The 13,914-nt window shown below is 70.2% G+C and carries 16 protein-coding genes; 8 read left to right on the top strand and 8 right to left on the bottom strand.

Features of this window, described 5'->3' with window-relative positions; translation table 11 throughout:
- Positions 1 to 99: 99 nt before the first annotated feature.
- The 6 genes from OG700_RS19340 to OG700_RS19315 form a co-directional block, all read right to left on the bottom strand.
- Positions 100 to 963 (bottom strand): ATP-binding cassette domain-containing protein, encoded by an 864-nt coding sequence (locus OG700_RS19340; RefSeq protein WP_405615233.1) that lies wholly within the window; start codon positions 961 to 963, stop codon positions 100 to 102.
- A 131-nt stretch (positions 964 to 1,094) separates the two neighbouring features.
- A complete protein-coding gene (locus tag OG700_RS19335) occupies positions 1,095 to 2,369 on the bottom strand; it encodes an MFS transporter (RefSeq protein ID WP_405615231.1) in 1,275 nt (424 codons plus the stop codon).
- A gap of 81 nt (positions 2,370 to 2,450) precedes the next feature.
- A complete protein-coding gene (locus OG700_RS19330; protein ID WP_405615229.1) occupies positions 2,451 to 2,981 on the bottom strand; it encodes a carboxymuconolactone decarboxylase family protein in 531 nt (176 codons plus the stop codon).
- A 41-nt stretch (positions 2,982 to 3,022) separates the two neighbouring features.
- A complete protein-coding gene (locus tag OG700_RS19325) occupies positions 3,023 to 3,802 on the bottom strand; it encodes a hypothetical protein (protein WP_405615226.1) in 780 nt (259 codons plus the stop codon).
- Positions 3,803 to 3,962: 160 nt separating this feature from the next.
- Entirely contained in the window at positions 3,963 to 4,784 is an 822-nt protein-coding gene (locus OG700_RS19320) for a hypothetical protein (protein WP_405615224.1), read from the bottom strand.
- 83 nt (positions 4,785 to 4,867) lie between these two features.
- Positions 4,868 to 5,491 (bottom strand): TetR/AcrR family transcriptional regulator, encoded by a 624-nt coding sequence (locus tag OG700_RS19315; protein WP_405615222.1) that lies wholly within the window; start codon positions 5,489 to 5,491, stop codon positions 4,868 to 4,870.
- A gap of 101 nt (positions 5,492 to 5,592) precedes the next feature.
- On the opposite strand from OG700_RS19315, the gene OG700_RS19310 reads away from it, so the two are divergent.
- Positions 5,593 to 6,483 (top strand): NAD(P)-dependent oxidoreductase, encoded by an 891-nt coding sequence (locus tag OG700_RS19310; RefSeq protein WP_405615220.1) that lies wholly within the window; start codon positions 5,593 to 5,595, stop codon positions 6,481 to 6,483.
- A 165-nt stretch (positions 6,484 to 6,648) separates the two neighbouring features.
- Positions 6,649 to 7,035, top strand: a complete 387-nt coding sequence (locus OG700_RS19305) for a DUF6344 domain-containing protein (RefSeq protein WP_405615218.1) — start codon at positions 6,649 to 6,651, stop codon at positions 7,033 to 7,035.
- A 249-nt stretch (positions 7,036 to 7,284) separates the two neighbouring features.
- On the opposite strand, the gene OG700_RS19300 is transcribed toward OG700_RS19305, so the two are convergent.
- Entirely contained in the window at positions 7,285 to 7,968 is a 684-nt protein-coding gene (locus tag OG700_RS19300; protein WP_405615215.1) for a DUF5324 family protein, read from the bottom strand.
- Between the two features lie 435 nt (positions 7,969 to 8,403).
- Between OG700_RS19300 and OG700_RS19295 the strand changes: the two genes are divergently transcribed.
- Together OG700_RS19295 and OG700_RS19290 are read left to right on the top strand one after the other, a co-directional pair.
- Entirely contained in the window at positions 8,404 to 8,931 is a 528-nt protein-coding gene (locus tag OG700_RS19295; RefSeq protein ID WP_405615213.1) for a peptidylprolyl isomerase, read from the top strand.
- 128 nt (positions 8,932 to 9,059) lie between these two features.
- Positions 9,060 to 9,953 (top strand): rhomboid family intramembrane serine protease, encoded by an 894-nt coding sequence (locus tag OG700_RS19290; RefSeq protein WP_405615211.1) that lies wholly within the window; start codon positions 9,060 to 9,062, stop codon positions 9,951 to 9,953.
- 286 nt (positions 9,954 to 10,239) lie between these two features.
- On the opposite strand, the gene crgA is transcribed toward OG700_RS19290, so the two are convergent.
- Positions 10,240 to 10,497: a cell division protein CrgA gene (gene crgA, locus OG700_RS19285; protein WP_078076195.1), complete on the bottom strand. Its 258-nt coding sequence runs from the start codon at positions 10,495 to 10,497 to the stop codon at positions 10,240 to 10,242.
- A gap of 142 nt (positions 10,498 to 10,639) precedes the next feature.
- On the opposite strand from crgA, the gene OG700_RS19280 reads away from it, so the two are divergent.
- The 4 genes from OG700_RS19280 (at position 10,640) to OG700_RS19265 (ending at position 13,811) form a co-directional block, all read left to right on the top strand.
- Positions 10,640 to 11,407, top strand: a complete 768-nt coding sequence (locus OG700_RS19280; RefSeq protein ID WP_405615208.1) for a DUF881 domain-containing protein — start codon at positions 10,640 to 10,642, stop codon at positions 11,405 to 11,407.
- A gap of 168 nt (positions 11,408 to 11,575) precedes the next feature.
- Complete coding sequence (locus OG700_RS19275) at positions 11,576 to 11,749, top strand: hypothetical protein (RefSeq protein ID WP_405615206.1); 174 nt, start codon at positions 11,576 to 11,578, stop codon at positions 11,747 to 11,749.
- Complete coding sequence (locus OG700_RS19270) at positions 11,746 to 12,387, top strand: aminodeoxychorismate/anthranilate synthase component II (protein ID WP_405615203.1); 642 nt, start codon at positions 11,746 to 11,748, stop codon at positions 12,385 to 12,387. Before OG700_RS19275 ends, OG700_RS19270 begins: the two co-directional genes overlap by 4 nt.
- Complete coding sequence (locus tag OG700_RS19265) at positions 12,384 to 13,811, top strand: class E sortase (protein ID WP_405615201.1); 1,428 nt, start codon at positions 12,384 to 12,386, stop codon at positions 13,809 to 13,811. Before OG700_RS19270 ends, OG700_RS19265 begins: the two co-directional genes overlap by 4 nt.
- The last annotated feature ends 103 nt before the right edge of the window (positions 13,812 to 13,914 follow it).

Below are 13,914 nucleotides of genomic sequence, written 5' to 3'. Positions count from 1 at the left end.
AGGTCCCCGGGCCGGCCCAGGAGACCTGGAAGGACACCGATGACACGCCAGGAGAAGATCGCCCGCCGTGGAGCCCTCCGTCCGGCCGTCGTCAAGCGGTCAGAGCGCCGGCGTGGTGATGCCGCTCCGGGTGTCGTGGACGGTGTCCGGGGTGACGGGACGGATCCGGCCGCGGTCGAGGACCATGATGCGGTCGGCGGCGGCAAGGCCCGCCTGCTCGTGGGTGACCAGCAGCGTGGTGCGGCCGCGGGTGGCGTCGAGGATGTCCGCGAGCACGGCGGCGGCGGTGTCCGGGTCGAGCCCCTCGGTCGGCTCGTCCAGGACGAGCACCGGAGGGTCGGCGAGCAGCGCGCGGGCCAGGAGCAGGCGTTGGCGCTGACCACCCGACATGGTCGCGCCGTCCCCGCCGAGCGGCGTGTCCCAGCGGTCGGGCAGCGACTCGATCCAGTCCAGGAGCCGGGCCCTGCGCGCCGCTTCACGCAGCTCGGCGTCGGTGGCGTCGGGGCGGGCAAGGAGCAGGTTGGCACGGATCGTGGTGTGGAAGACGTGTGCGTCCTGAGTCATGCCGGTGATCACACGGCGTACGTCGGCGCGCGGCGAACGCTCGGCGGTGGTGCCCGTGGGAGAGATACCACCAGGCGCCGGCGAGCGCCGTCGCGTACAGCGCGGCGATGACCGCCGAGGTCGCACGGTTCTCCATCGAGGCCCCGCGCCGAAGATCGTCAGCAGCAGCGCGAGGGAGCCCGCGGCGCCGACCGCCCGCAGCAGGACGGCACCCAGCCGCCGCGCCTCGGAGGCGACCTCGGGTGCCGAGCGCAGCGCGACGAAGGCCGCCCTGTGCGCCGCGAAGAGCAGTGCGGTGGTCACGCCGCAGGCCAGCACGAACGGCGAGAACACGTCGCCGAACCCGATGTGGAAGCTGCCGTCGGCCCGTCGGGGCACACCGTGCAGTAGCAGGCCCACGACGAGTCCCCAGCACACGGCGGCACCCAGAACGCTGTTCGGAGGGCATTCTCTGTGCCCATCGGCGGGCACCGGACTACAGCGTCCGACCTTCGGCGTGTGCCGGGTACGACGCGGAGCGCCGGAGCGCTTCACGCCGCCTTGGACATCGTGGACCTGTCGATCGGGGGTGCGGGCCGGTCGGACATCGCCGGTCCGGTCTCGGCCCGTCGTCCCTCGTGGCTCGGCCACAGGAGGAGGGCGCCGATGGTGCCCGCCCCGGCGAGGGCCGCGAGGACGGACCAGGCGGCAGTGAGGCCGGCGTTCGTGCCGAGCCATCCCGCGATGGGGTAGGTGACCAGCCAGGCCAGGTGCGACAGGGAGAACTGGGCCGCGAAGGCCTCGGGGATCGCGTTCGGTGCGACGGAGGCGCGCAGCACCTTTCCCGTGGGTGTGACGACGAGTGCCATGCCAATGCCGATCACGGTCCAGGTGATCGCCGTACCGGTCCAGGTGGTCAGGCCGGCCGCGGTGAGCGTCACCGCGGCGATCGTGCCGCCGACGAGGACTCCGGCGCCGGTCACCATGACGGTGCGGGCGGCGATCCGGTCGAGCAGGCGGGGCAGCGCGAGGGCGGCCAGGAGAGTGCCGCCGCCGGAGGCGGCGAGCATCCACGCGACGTCCGACTGCGAGCCGCCGAGGTCGGCACGGACGTGGTTGACGGTGTTGACGACGACGATCGATCCGGCCGCCGCGACCACGAGGTTGAGCGCCATGATGCCGCGCAGCCTCGGTGTCCTGAGGAATGTCCTGATCCCTGCCGCTGCCCTGTCCCATGCCGTGGTGCGGGTGTTGGGGCGGGCGTCGGGAATACGCGTCGACAGGACGAGGAGTGCGGAGAGGACGAACCCGGCGGAGGTGCCCAGGAACAGCCGGTTGAAGCTCATGAACGCGAGGGCGACCGCGGCCAGCACGGGGCTGAGCAGGCTCTCCATGGTGTAGGCGACCTGGGAGGCGGACAGGGCCCGCGTGTAGTCGGACTCTTCGGTGACGATGTCGGGAATGACGGCCTGGAACGTCGGGGTGAACGCCGCGGACGCGGCTTGCAGCAGGCCGATCAGGACGTAGACGTGCCAGACCTCGGTGACCAGCGGCAGCAGCAGGACCACCGCGGCGCGCACGACGTCGAGGAAGACCAGAAAGGCTCTTCTGGGGAGCCGGTCGACGTAGGCGGCGGCCAGCGGGGCTATGACCACGTACATGACCATCTTGATGGTCAGAGCGGTGCCGAGGACCAAGCCGGCGCGTGGGCCGGCCAGCTCGTAGGCGAACAGGCCGAGGGCCACGGTGGTCAGCCCGGTACCGAACAGGGCGATGACCTGGGCGCTGAACAGGCGGCGGTAGTCGCGGATGGCGAACAGGCTCATGGCGTGTTCCTTCCGAGTCCGTGCGGCGGGGCACGGCTCCGGGTCGGAGGCCGTGCCCCGCGAGCCGAGGCGGGGATGTTCCTACGCACCGGCGTCGCTCTCCGGTGTGAGGCCGGCGAGCAGATTGAAGGCGCCGGTGAGGATGTTGAGTGCGACCACACCGACGACGTCGGCTATCGCGCGATCGCTGTAGCCGTGGTCACGCAGTGCGATGACCTGCTCGTCGGTGATCGACGTCGGTTCGCGGTAGACCTGGAGGGCGAGGGTGATGATCGCCGCGATGGCGGGATCGGCCGAGGTGCCGGCGTGGGCCCGCTCGATCTCTTCCTCGTCCACTCCGATCGCGCGGGCGGCACCGACATGCGCGTCGAGACACAGTCCGCATCCCTGCTGGACCTGGATCGCGATCGAGATTCGTTCGCTGGTCCCACGGTGGAGCTTGGCTCGTCCCATGGCCCGGCTGAGCTGGAGGTAGCCGCCCAGAACGGCGGGCGAGTGCGCCATCGTCGAGACCATGTCGCCGAGCCGGCCATGGCGGGAGCCGAGGTCGGCGAGGAGGTCCCGCGAGGCGCCGACCGCCGTGTCGGGCGTGAGACGGGTCAGGCGGGGCATGACGGTCCTTTCGGCAGGGCGGCTGTACGGGGGGCACGCGGTCAGTGGTGTGCGGTGGTCGCGCCGGTCCGTACCGTGAACTCGGCCGTCCGGACGACGTCGTTGTGCTGGAAGTCCAGGTACAGGCGGTAGGTGCCGGCCGTGGGCGCGGTCGCCACGAAGGCGATCTCGGGCCCCGGCTCGGTGGTGCCGTCGCCGGGTTCGCCCTCCGGGTGGACGTGGAGGTAGCCGAGGTCGCCGACGCGCAGCGCCACCAGGTGTCCGTACGCGGCCAGGTAGGGCTGCAGATCGGTGACGGGGCGGCCGTTCCGGCTGACGGTGAGGGTCAGTTCGTTCGCCGTGCCGGGCAGGAGTTCGCCGTCGAGGCTGACGGTGTACTCGCCGGTCCGCGCGGTCCGGGTGGCCTCGGGAAGCGGCCGTGGGTCGTACGGCCCGGCGACCGCGGCGTCGACTCCCAGCGTCATGGCGCCGTCGTGGCCGGTCGGGTGGATGTCGGTGAAGAACCGCCAGTCGCCCGGCTCCAGGTCCAGTTCGACGCTCCAGGTGCCTTTCCCGTCCATGACCGGGTGCACGTGCTGGAACCCGGCCGTGTCTCTTCGGACGGCGATGAAGTGCAGTTTCTTCTCGTGCTCGGGCGTGAACTCGGTCACCGCCCGCCCGTCTGGGCCGATCACCCGGAAGCTGACCGGCTGTACTCCGCCGGTAAGGACCGTCGAGTCGAGTTCGAGGGTGTACCCGTTCTCGGAGACCGACAGACCGCCCGGCGTGGCTCCGCCGTGGCCGTCGTGGTTGGTCTGGTCGTGGCCGGAGTGATTCTTCATGTCGTCTCCCTCGGTGTGATGTGCCTTCTGGCGTGATCCGGTGTCGTGATATCGACCATAACAGATACCCCTAGGGGGTATCCAGTGGCGAGGGTGACGCGCTGGAGGAAAATCTCGCGACGGGCCTGCCGAGGCGGCCCACCACGGCGATCGGCCGGCTTCAGCCCGCGGGGATGCGTGACAGCGGCACCCAGTCCCGGGACTCCCGCCGGAGCAGGTCATCGCAGTGCGTGCGCAGGCGGCGGGGCCAGCGGTCCTGCCATGCCCGCCAGAGGAACACGTGCAGGACGACCAGGACGAGCGCGGTGAGGGAGGCGGTGCCGGCCGCGAGCGCGAGCAGCGCGACGGCCTTCTCGAATCCTGCGGGCCGCCCGGTGCCGGCGCCGCCGAAGGCGTTCGTCCCCAGGAGCAGGCAGGTGTTGAGCGTGATCCATCCCGTGGCGATCAGGGCCGCGGCCCACGGCGCGCGCTCGGCGCGGTTGTCGAGCCGTGTGCGGCGAAGGGGCAGCCGGTCCGAGAGCCGCTCCCGGTGGGCCGCGCAGGCCGTCTTGAAAGCGGGGTGATCGGCGAGCGCCTTCACCGTCACCGGGCGTCCGGCGGACCAGGAGTCGCGGGTGAACCGCCATGCCGCCAGGGTCAGCGGATGGTCCGGCGGCGCCGCGGTCCCCGGGTCCGTCGTGTCGGGCGGCGGTACGAGCCCGTCCCGCGCGTCGGCGTGCGCCAGTCCTGCCGCGGGCAGCGCGCGCAGGGCCAGTTCCGCCGCGACACGTTCCCGGAGCCAGGTCGATGTCCACGTCCGGCTGTATCCGCACCGGGTCAGCCATGCCGCGTGGTAGACGTCCAGTTCGCCCGAGGCGATCAGGCGCTCCGTCACTCGCAGGTCGGACCGGTGACCGCACAGGGCCAGGACGCCGATCCCCGCGTTCAGAAGCACCAGGAGCCCGCTCGTGCTCAGTACGAGCCACACCACGCCGTTGTTCATGGCGACAAGGATCGGATCAGGCCCGCGTCCTGACCAGAGGGCATGTGAGACCTGTGCCGTCGCACCAATGGCCTGACGTGTCCTCAGGAATCGGTCGTCGGCGTGTAGAGGTCGATGAGCTGGGCGAGGTGACGGCCGGCGGTCAGCAGCGGGCGCTCGCTGCGGGAGACCTGGGCGGCCAGTTCGGCGCCTTCCAGGGTGCTGATCACCGTATGGGCCAGGTCGTGGGCGTCGTCCCCGGCGATGCCGGCGCCGCGCAGGCGGGCGTACACCAGGTCGCGCCAGTTCGCGAACGCGGCGGCTGCGGCCTCCTGGATGTCGGGCGCGCGGCCCGCCGTACCCAGGGCCGTGGAGGTCACCGGGCAGCCCTCGATCCAGTCGGACTCGCGCAGCCCCTCCGCGAGGCGGTACGCACAGTCGATCACCGCCTGGGCCGGGTCGGCCGCGCGGTCGAGGGTGAGGCGCAGTTCGTCGGCGAACTCGCGGTCCCCGTGCTCGATCGCGGCGACGGCCAGCTGCTGCTTGCCGCCGGGAAAGAAGTGGTAGACGGACCCGAGTGTGGCTCCGGCCTCGGTGGAGATCTGTTTGATCCCCGTGCCGTCGTAGCCCTGGCGCTGCATCAGCAGCGAGGCCGCCCGCACGATCCTCTCGCGCGTGCCGACCGCGCGCTCCGTACCCGTGGTGGGGTCCTGCTCCGCCGTCTTCACAGCAGAAGCCTACTGGATAGAACGCTCGCTCTAGAGGCGTGCTACGTTCCTCTCTGGATAGAGCGTTCATTCTAGTGGGAGTGGAGTACGCGATGTACGCGATGAGTACGCAGACAGGTGCGCCCGCGGTGACGGTGATCGGCCTGGGACCCATGGGGCGGGCGATGGCGGGCGCGTACCTGGACAAGGGGTACGCGGTGACGCTGTGGAACCGCAGCGCGGGCAAGGCGGACGAGCTGGTGGCCAGGGGCGCGACCCTCGCCGCCTCTGTCGACGAGGCCCTTGCGGCGGGCGGGCCGGTGGTTCTCAGCCTGACCGACTACGACGCGATGTACGCGATCCTCGAACCGGCCGCGGCGAGCCTGCCGGGACGGGTGATCGTCAATCTGACCTCGGACACCCCGGAACGGGCGCGGGCGGCGGCTGACTGGTTCGCCGGCCACGGTGCCCGGCAGCTGACCGGCGGGGTGAACACACCGCCCTCCGGTATCGGCACGCCGGAGGTCTTCACCTTCTACAGCGGCCCCCGGGACCTGTTCGACGAGCTGGCGCCCACGCTGGAGGTGCTGACCGGTACGGACTACCGGGGTGCGGACCAGGGCCTGGCGGCGCTGTACTACCAGATCGGGATGGATCTCTTCTGGACGACGATGCTCGGCTGGGTGCACGCCCTCGCGGTCGCGGACGCCAACGGCATCTCAGCCGCGGAATTCCTGCCGTACGCGTCGCGGAGCACGGGCGGGATGTCGCAGTTCTTCGAGTTCTACACGCCCCGGATCGACGCGGGCGAGTTCCCCGGCGACGTGGACAGGCTCGCCATGGGGGCGGCCAGTATCGAGCACGTACTGCACACCACCGAGGAGGCCGGGGTCGATACCGCACTGCCGAAGGCGGCCCTGGAACTGTTCGGGCGAGGCATGGCGGGCGGTCACGCCGAGTCCAGCTTCACCAGCCTGTTCACGGTGATGAGGGGGAGCCGGCAGGCCGCTTGATCCGGCATGACAAACGATTAACGGTGCCCGTTGCGCCGTACGTGTGGTGTTCATCAGAAGAACTGCACAGTGGCGGCGTTGGTCCCTCGATTCCCAAGATGCGTACACATCATGAGGAAGGTATGTAGATCGCTCAACCCGAGCGCAACCTGAAAGCGAGGGGCCATGGCCGCCTTCAAGGTCAAGAATCTGTGGACCGTCTTCCTGACCGCGTTCTTCGCGGTGCTCACCACCCTGGGGCTGACCGCCCCCGCCGCGACCGCGGACGCCGCCGTACAGCAGCCCGCCGAGCAGCCCGCGAAGGGGCAGTCGCCGGTCGCCGCCGCGGAGCGGGGCGGAGGTGAGGCGGCACCCGCGGTGCAACGGGCACTGCCGGAGGGCGCGCGGCCGGCGGACACGTCCCGGCCGCCGACCATCGAGCAGCGTATCCGCGCCGAAGCTCACGGCTCGTCACCTTCGGTCCGGCGCCTGCCCGTCGACACCCGTACGGACGCCGACGTGGCGCGCGACAACGAGTCGGCCGCCGACGCCGCGCTCGCGGCGGCGGCGTGAGGAACCGGGATTCCCTGAGGGCTCCCGGCGCCCGCGTCACCGACGGCGCCCGCACCGCTCCCGGCGCCCGCGACACCGTTTCACCCGCACCGGTCTCACCCGCACCGGCCTTGACGAGCATCACCCGCTTCACCGGCACCACCCGTAGTCCCCGCCGTACCGCACCAGCGGGGCCGTCGCATCACCCGCGCCGGCCGCGACAGTCGTACGGCGACAGCATCACCGGTCGTACGGATCACCGGTCACCCGTCACGGGCGGTCGTCGCGATCCTTCGCCTCTGCTTCCTCGGCCTGCTTGGCCCGCACCTCCGGGTCGAGCGCACCCGGGCTGCCGTCGACGGACGACAGCGACGTGCTGTGCTCGGAGACCTCGGTAGGAGCGGGCGGTTCCACCAGCCAGTCGGGATTGGCCTGCTTGTCCCACCACTTCCACGCGGCGACAGCGCCACCGGTCAGTACACCGAGGACCACCAGGCCCTTGGCGAGCCGTCCGGCCCTGGCCCGTCGCTCATGTTTCCTCACAAGCTTCTGGACCTCCTTCACCGTGATCTGACCGCGCAGCGCGGCGAGGGCGGCAGCGGAACGAGCCGCTGCTTCCCCGGCGACCGGCTGTGCGACGGAGACCGCGTGCTCGACGCGCGGCACCGTGTAGTCGGCGGCCTGACGCGCGGCCTTACGCGTCCGGGCGGCGGCACGCTGTGCGGCCACGTCGACCTTTGGGGGTACACGCGGCGCCACATGGGCGCCGTACTGAATACGAGCCTGCTTCGCGGCCTTCGACACCTTCGGTGCGAGCCGGACGCGGGCCTCTTCGGCGTACAACGCGGCCTGTTCCTTGGCCGTGTCGGCGTAGGGTGCCACCGCTTCCGCGGCGTGCAGCACGCTCTCCCTCGCCGAATCGGTGGCGGCGCGCACGCTGTCCATGCGGGTCACAGGATCCTCCTCCTCGGTGGCGGTCAGGGGCTTGGGGGTTTCCCCCGTTTATTGGACAAAGATCCGCCTGTCCACCCAGATCGAAATCATGCCTGCCGCCCGCCGGACCGGCATGCGGTACGGGCATCCGGGTCAAGAAAGACGAAGAAAGACGACTGGGGCGATGCCTGGGCATTGCGGTCCAAGGGGGAGCCCGTCGACGACAATGCCACGCTTCGCCGCTCCGTGCCCCGGTAAGGCCACGACTGCCCCGCCGACGGCCGCTGATTCCCTGTCACTTCTCCCGCCACCTCTCCCGTCATCCGTCCCGTCGCCTTCCCCGTGATCTGTCCCGTCACCGGACGCGGCGAGCGCTTGAGGGGTACGGGGCGGGCGGTGCGCCCGGCGTCCGTGCGAGGATCGGCAGAGTCAGAGCAGACTCACGGAAGGCAGATCGTGGCCGAGCAGCTTTACGCCACCCTGAAGACCAACCACGGCGATATCGAGATCCGGCTCCTGCCGAACCACGCGCCGAAGACGGTCAAGAACTTTGTGGAGCTCGCCAAGGGCGAGCGTGAATGGACCAACCCGGCGACCGGCAAGAAGTCCAGCGACAAGCTGTACGACGGCACCGTCTTCCACCGGGTCATCAGCGGTTTCATGATCCAGGGCGGAGACCCGCTGGGCAACGGCACCGGTGGTCCGGGCTACGAGTTCGGGGACGAGTTCCACCCGGACCTCGCCTTCGACAAGCCGTACCTCCTGGCCATGGCGAACGCGGGACCGGGCACCAACGGTTCGCAGTTCTTCGTCACCCTGGCCCCCACCGCGTGGCTGACCCGCAAGCACACCATCTTCGGTGAGGTCACCGACGAGGCGAGCAAGAAGGTCGTGGACTCCATCGGATCCACCCAGACCAACCCGCGCACCGACCGCCCGGTGGAGGAAGTCAAGATCGAGTCGGTCGTCGTCGAGTCCCGCTGAGGCTGGCCCGACGTCTCGGATTCCCGTTCGGGGAACCATCCCGCCCTGCCCGTCCGTAGTGGTTACATACCGGACGGGGAGGGCGGTGCGCTGTGCGCCTCCCGCCGCAACGAGCACCGAGGGGACCGATGGACCAGCAGCCCGGGGGCCCGGACCGGCCCGCAGCCGACACGACACCCCACTGTTACCGGCACCCGGACCGTGAGACGGGCATCCGCTGCACCCGCTGCGAGCGCCCCATCTGCACGGACTGCATGATCAGCGCCTCCGTCGGCTTCCAGTGCCCGAACTGTGTGCGCGAGGGATCCGGTACGGGTATGTCCCCGACCGCCGCCCGGCCGCGCACGATCGCCGGCGGCACCATCGCCGCCGACCCCCGGCTGATCACGAAGATCCTGCTGGGGCTGAATCTCGCGGTCTTCGTCGGTGTCCTCGTCAGTGAACGGCGCGTCGTCGGCGAGCTGGATCTCATCGGGCACGCCTTCAACCCGGACCTCGGCGAGATCGTGGGCGTCGCCGACGGGCAGTGGTACCGCCTGTTCACGGCGATGTTCCTGCACCAGGCCGTGTGGCACATCGCGTTCAACATGCTGGGGCTGTGGTGGCTCGGCGGTCCGCTGGAGGCGGCGCTCGGACGGGTGCGCTTTCTCGCGCTGTATCTGCTGTCCGGGCTGGCGGGCAGCGCCCTGACCTATCTGATCGCCGCGCCGAACCAGCCGTCGCTCGGTGCCTCGGGCGCCATCTTCGGTCTCCTCGGCGCCACGGTCGTCCTGATGCGCCGGATGAACTACGACATGAGGCCGGTCTTCGCGCTGCTGGCGCTGAACCTGCTCTTCACGTTCACCTGGTCCGGGATCGCCTGGGAGGCGCATGTCGGCGGGCTGGTCGCCGGTACGGCGATCGCCGTGGGTCTCGTGCACGCGCCGCGCGAGCATCGGGCGCTGGTCCAGTGGGGCACCTGCGCGGTCGTGCTGCTGGCGACCGTCGCGACCGTCGTGGTCAGGTCCAGCCAGCTCGTCTGAGGTCCGAAAGGGGCCTTCGGGGACCCCTGAAGCACACAGTTGTCCACAGCGTGTGCCGGATCTTGTGCAATCTGTGGGGGAACATCAGTGCCCCTTGTCGCTGATCAGGGTTTTCCCAGCAGAGACAAGGGGCGAGACGCTTCATCACAACGGGCGAAGCGGGTGTTCCAGTCACACCGGCGTCAACCTGCCGTGGAGTTATCCACAGATCGTCAGACCTTTTCCCCCGGCTGTGGACAGCACTGTGGATAAGTCTCTGGGCAGAGCTTGACGCCGGCCGCCGCCGCTACTTCCACTGGGTGGAGACGCCGAAGCCCGCGGCGATGAAACCGAAGCCGACCACGATGTTCCAGTTGCCGAAGGCGTCGATCGGCAGTGAGCCCTCGGTCACGTAGAAGACGACGATCCAGGCCAGCCCGATGAGGAACAGGGCGAGCATGACCGGCGCCACCCAGCTCCGGTTGGACAGCTTTATCGTGGTCGACTGCTTCGCCGCGGGGGGCGGCGTGAAATCGGCCTTCTTGCGGATACGTGACTTCGGCACGAGGGACTCTCCTGTCGATGCGCTGCGTGACCGCGCAGGTAACTGAAACGGTGTGCCGGGGGTGAGGAGCAGGGGGAACGCCGGCTCCCCCGGGCGTCCGTTAGCGTAGTGCTTCCGCGGCGCCTAAGGAGATAAGGGTACGTTGAGCAATTCTGCCGACTCCCCCGAAGGGCAGGTCCGCCGATCGATCCGGCGGCCGGTCCGGCTGCTCACGGCCGGGGTCTTCGCCCTCGCCGGCCTCATCTTCGTCACCAGCTTCAACACGGCGAAGGGCACCAACCTCCGTACGGACGACTCCCTGCTCAAGCTCTCGGACCTGATCCAGGAGCGCAGCGACAGGAACGCCGCGCTGGAGGAGTCCACCGGCGCCGTACGGGAGAACGTCGACAGCCTCGCCACCCGCGACGCCGGCTCCACCGAGGCGCAGGACGCCAAGCTCCGCGCCCTGGAGAACGCGGCCGGCACCAAGAAGGTCTCGGGCCGGGCACTCACCGTCACCCTCGACGACGCCCCGCCGGACGCCACGGCCAATCCGGGCTACCCGGAGCCGCAGCCCAACGACCTGGTCATCCACCAGCAGGACCTCCAGGCCGTCGTCAACGCGCTCTGGCAGGGCGGCGCCCGCGGCATCCGCGTCATGGACCAGCGGCTGATCTCCACCAGCGCGGTGCGCTGCGTCGGCAACACCCTGATCCTCCAGGGCCGGGTCTACTCACCGCCGTACAAGATCACGGCCGTGGGGGACCAGGGCAAGCTCCAGAAGGCGCTCGCGGATTCGCCCGCGATCCAGAATTACCAGCTGTACGTCCAGGCGTACGGGCTCGGCTGGAAGGTCGACGAGCACGGCGGGACCACGCTCCCCGGCTACACGGGCACGGTGGATCTCCACCACGCGAAGCCGGTGGAGTAGCCCGCCGAGCGGTTCGGCGCCGCCGCCCTCCCAAGGAGGAGGGAGGGCAACGGCACACCTGACCCATGCGCCGCCCACGTGACCCTGTGGCCCCTTACTCTGGTTCGGTATCGCGTGCGCCGATACGGCGGCGTGGGTGCGAACCGGGTACGGAACGGAAGGGACAGCATGTACGGCTGGATCTGGCGGCATCTGCCGGGCAACGTGTGGGTGCGGGCGGTCTTCGCGCTCGTACTGGCACTGGCGGTCGTCTTCGTGCTGTTCCAGTACGTCTTCCCGTGGGCGGAGCCGATCCTCCCCTTCGGGGACGCGACGGTGACCGGCGCGGGAGGCACCCCATGAGCGGTGCCCGCGTCCTTGTCGTGGACAACTACGACAGCTTTGTCTTCAACATCGTCCAGTACCTGTACCAACTCGGCGCGGAGTGCGAAGTGCTGCGCAACGACGAGGTGTCGGCGGCGCACGCCCAGGACGGCTTCGACGGTGTGATGCTCTCCCCCGGCCCCGGCGCGCCCGAACAGGCCGGTGTCTGCGTCGACATGGTGCGGCACTGCGCCGCGACCGGCGTCCCCGTCTTCGGGGTGTGCCTCGGCATGCAGTCGATGGCGGTGGCGTACGGCGGCGTCGTGGGCCGCGCCCCCGAACTGCTGCACGGCAAGACCTCGCTGGTCACGCACGAGGGCAAGGGCGTGTTCGCCGGGCTGCCCTCGCCCTTCACCGCGACCCGCTACCACTCGCTCGCCGCGGAGCCCGCCGAACTGCCGGACGAGCTGGAGGTCACGGCGCGTACGGCCGACGGCATCATCATGGGCGTACGCCACCGTGAACTGCCCGTCGAGGGTGTGCAGTTCCACCCTGAGTCCGTCCTGACCGAACACGGGCATCTGATGCTGGCCAACTGGCTTGCGCAGTGCGGTGATCCGGGCGCCGTAGGCCGATCGGCGGGACTGGCGCCGGTGGTGGGCAAGGCGGTCGCGTGACCGCACTCCGCCCCGAGCACGACGCGGGACACGGCTCCTCGTACGAACAGCGGGAACCGTACGAGGAACCGGGCGCGTTCGAGGCGGCGGTGGACGGACTCGCGGATCCGTTGAACGACCCTCTTCCCGGGCAGGGCGCCCCGCCGCCGCCCGCCCCTCCCGTCCCTTCGCCCGCTCCGTCACCCGGCCCCTGGGCCGCGGGGGACGGGATATCGGGGCCGTCGCCGGCGGAGCGGGAGTGGTCGGGGTACGGGCCGTATCCGTACGCGGCGGAGGAACCCGCCGAGTACGGGCAGGACTGGGCGGCGCGGTCCGCCCCGGTGCCGGTGGCCCCGTACGTACCGGCGCCCGCGCCCGTGGCGGAGCCCGAGCCGATGCCCGCACCCGTACCGGCTCCCACGCCGCGACCCGATCCGCCGTACGCCCCCGTCGTCCGGGACGACGAGACCGTCGGGCTCCGTACGGAGGACACCCGCCGCGCCCCCGTGGGTGCCGGGAGCGCCGACGGCGCCGCGGAAGCCACGGCCCTGCTGCCCACCGTCCCCGAATCCGGCGCGGACCGGCCGGTGCGGCCGGAACCGCCGGAACCGCCCACCGGCGGTCGTGCCGAGCGCCGTAAGGCGGCCAAGGGCAGCCGTGGACGCGGTCGTAGGCGCCCGGAAGGCGCGGGGGGTCCCCCGGGTGCTCCGGAGGCCCCGGCGCCCGCCAGGCCGCTGTCCCGCGTCGAGGCGCGGCGTGCCGCCCGTGCGCTCAAAGACAGCCCGGGAGTGATCCTCAGCCGTGCGGTCGGTGAGATCTTCATCAGCCTCGGTGTGCTGATGCTGCTGTTCGTCACGTACCAGCTGTGGTGGACGAACATCCAGGCCGATCTCTACGCGGGCAAGGAGGCGGACAAGATCCAGGACAACTGGGCGAAGGGCCGTCAGCCCGGGGTCTTCGAGCCCGGTCAGGGGTTCGCGATCATGCACATTCCCAAGCTCGACGTGGTGGTTCCGATCGCCGAGGGCATCGACAAGGGGAAGGTCCTGGACCGCGGCATGGTCGGCCACTACGCGGAGGGCAGGCTCAAGACGGCGATGCCGTCCGACAAGCAGGGCAACTTCGCGGTCGCGGGACACCGCAACACCCACGGTGAACCGTTCCGGTACATCAACCGCCTGAAGCCGGGCGACGAGATCATCGTGGAGACGCAGGACTCCTACTTCACCTACGAGATGGCGAGCATCCTTCCGCAGACCTCACCGTCGAACGTGGGTGTGATCGGTCCCGTGCCGCCCGGCTCCGGATTCAAGGAGCCCGGGAGATACGTCACGTTGACGACCTGTACGCCGGAATTCACCAGTACGTATCGAATGATCGTGTGGGGCAAGATGGTTGAAGAACGGCCACGCGACAAGGGAAAACCCGACGCTCTCGTCGGCTGAACGAATCACGACGGAGACCAGGGACCAGGGGACGGGTGCTGTGGCAGCGGGAACAGAACACGGCGACGGGCATGCGAGCACACCCGAAGAAGCCGGAAAAAAC

Source organism: Streptomyces sp. NBC_01508, from assembly GCF_045040315.1.
Taxonomy (GTDB): domain Bacteria; phylum Actinomycetota; class Actinomycetes; order Streptomycetales; family Streptomycetaceae; genus Streptomyces.
This window is presented reverse-complemented; position numbering and strand designations above follow the sequence as displayed.

Excerpts from the sequence above, each read along its gene's own strand:
- OG700_RS19335 (WP_405615231.1), bottom strand. The coding sequence starts at position 2,369 with ATGAGCCTGTTCGCCATCCGCGACTACCGCCGCCTGTTCAGCGCCCAG.
- OG700_RS19330 (WP_405615229.1), bottom strand. The coding sequence starts at position 2,981 with ATGCCCCGCCTGACCCGTCTCACGCCCGACACGGCGGTCGGCGCCTCG.
- OG700_RS19325 (WP_405615226.1), bottom strand. The coding sequence starts at position 3,802 with ATGAAGAATCACTCCGGCCACGACCAGACCAACCACGACGGCCACGGC.
- OG700_RS19320 (WP_405615224.1), bottom strand. The coding sequence starts at position 4,784 with ATGAACAACGGCGTGGTGTGGCTCGTACTGAGCACGAGCGGGCTCCTG.
- OG700_RS19310 (WP_405615220.1), top strand. The coding sequence starts at position 5,593 with ATGAGTACGCAGACAGGTGCGCCCGCGGTGACGGTGATCGGCCTGGGA.
- OG700_RS19305 (WP_405615218.1), top strand. The coding sequence starts at position 6,649 with ATGGCCGCCTTCAAGGTCAAGAATCTGTGGACCGTCTTCCTGACCGCG.
- OG700_RS19290 (WP_405615211.1), top strand. The coding sequence starts at position 9,060 with ATGGACCAGCAGCCCGGGGGCCCGGACCGGCCCGCAGCCGACACGACA.
- OG700_RS19275 (WP_405615206.1), top strand. The coding sequence starts at position 11,576 with ATGTACGGCTGGATCTGGCGGCATCTGCCGGGCAACGTGTGGGTGCGG.
- OG700_RS19270 (WP_405615203.1), top strand. The coding sequence starts at position 11,746 with ATGAGCGGTGCCCGCGTCCTTGTCGTGGACAACTACGACAGCTTTGTC.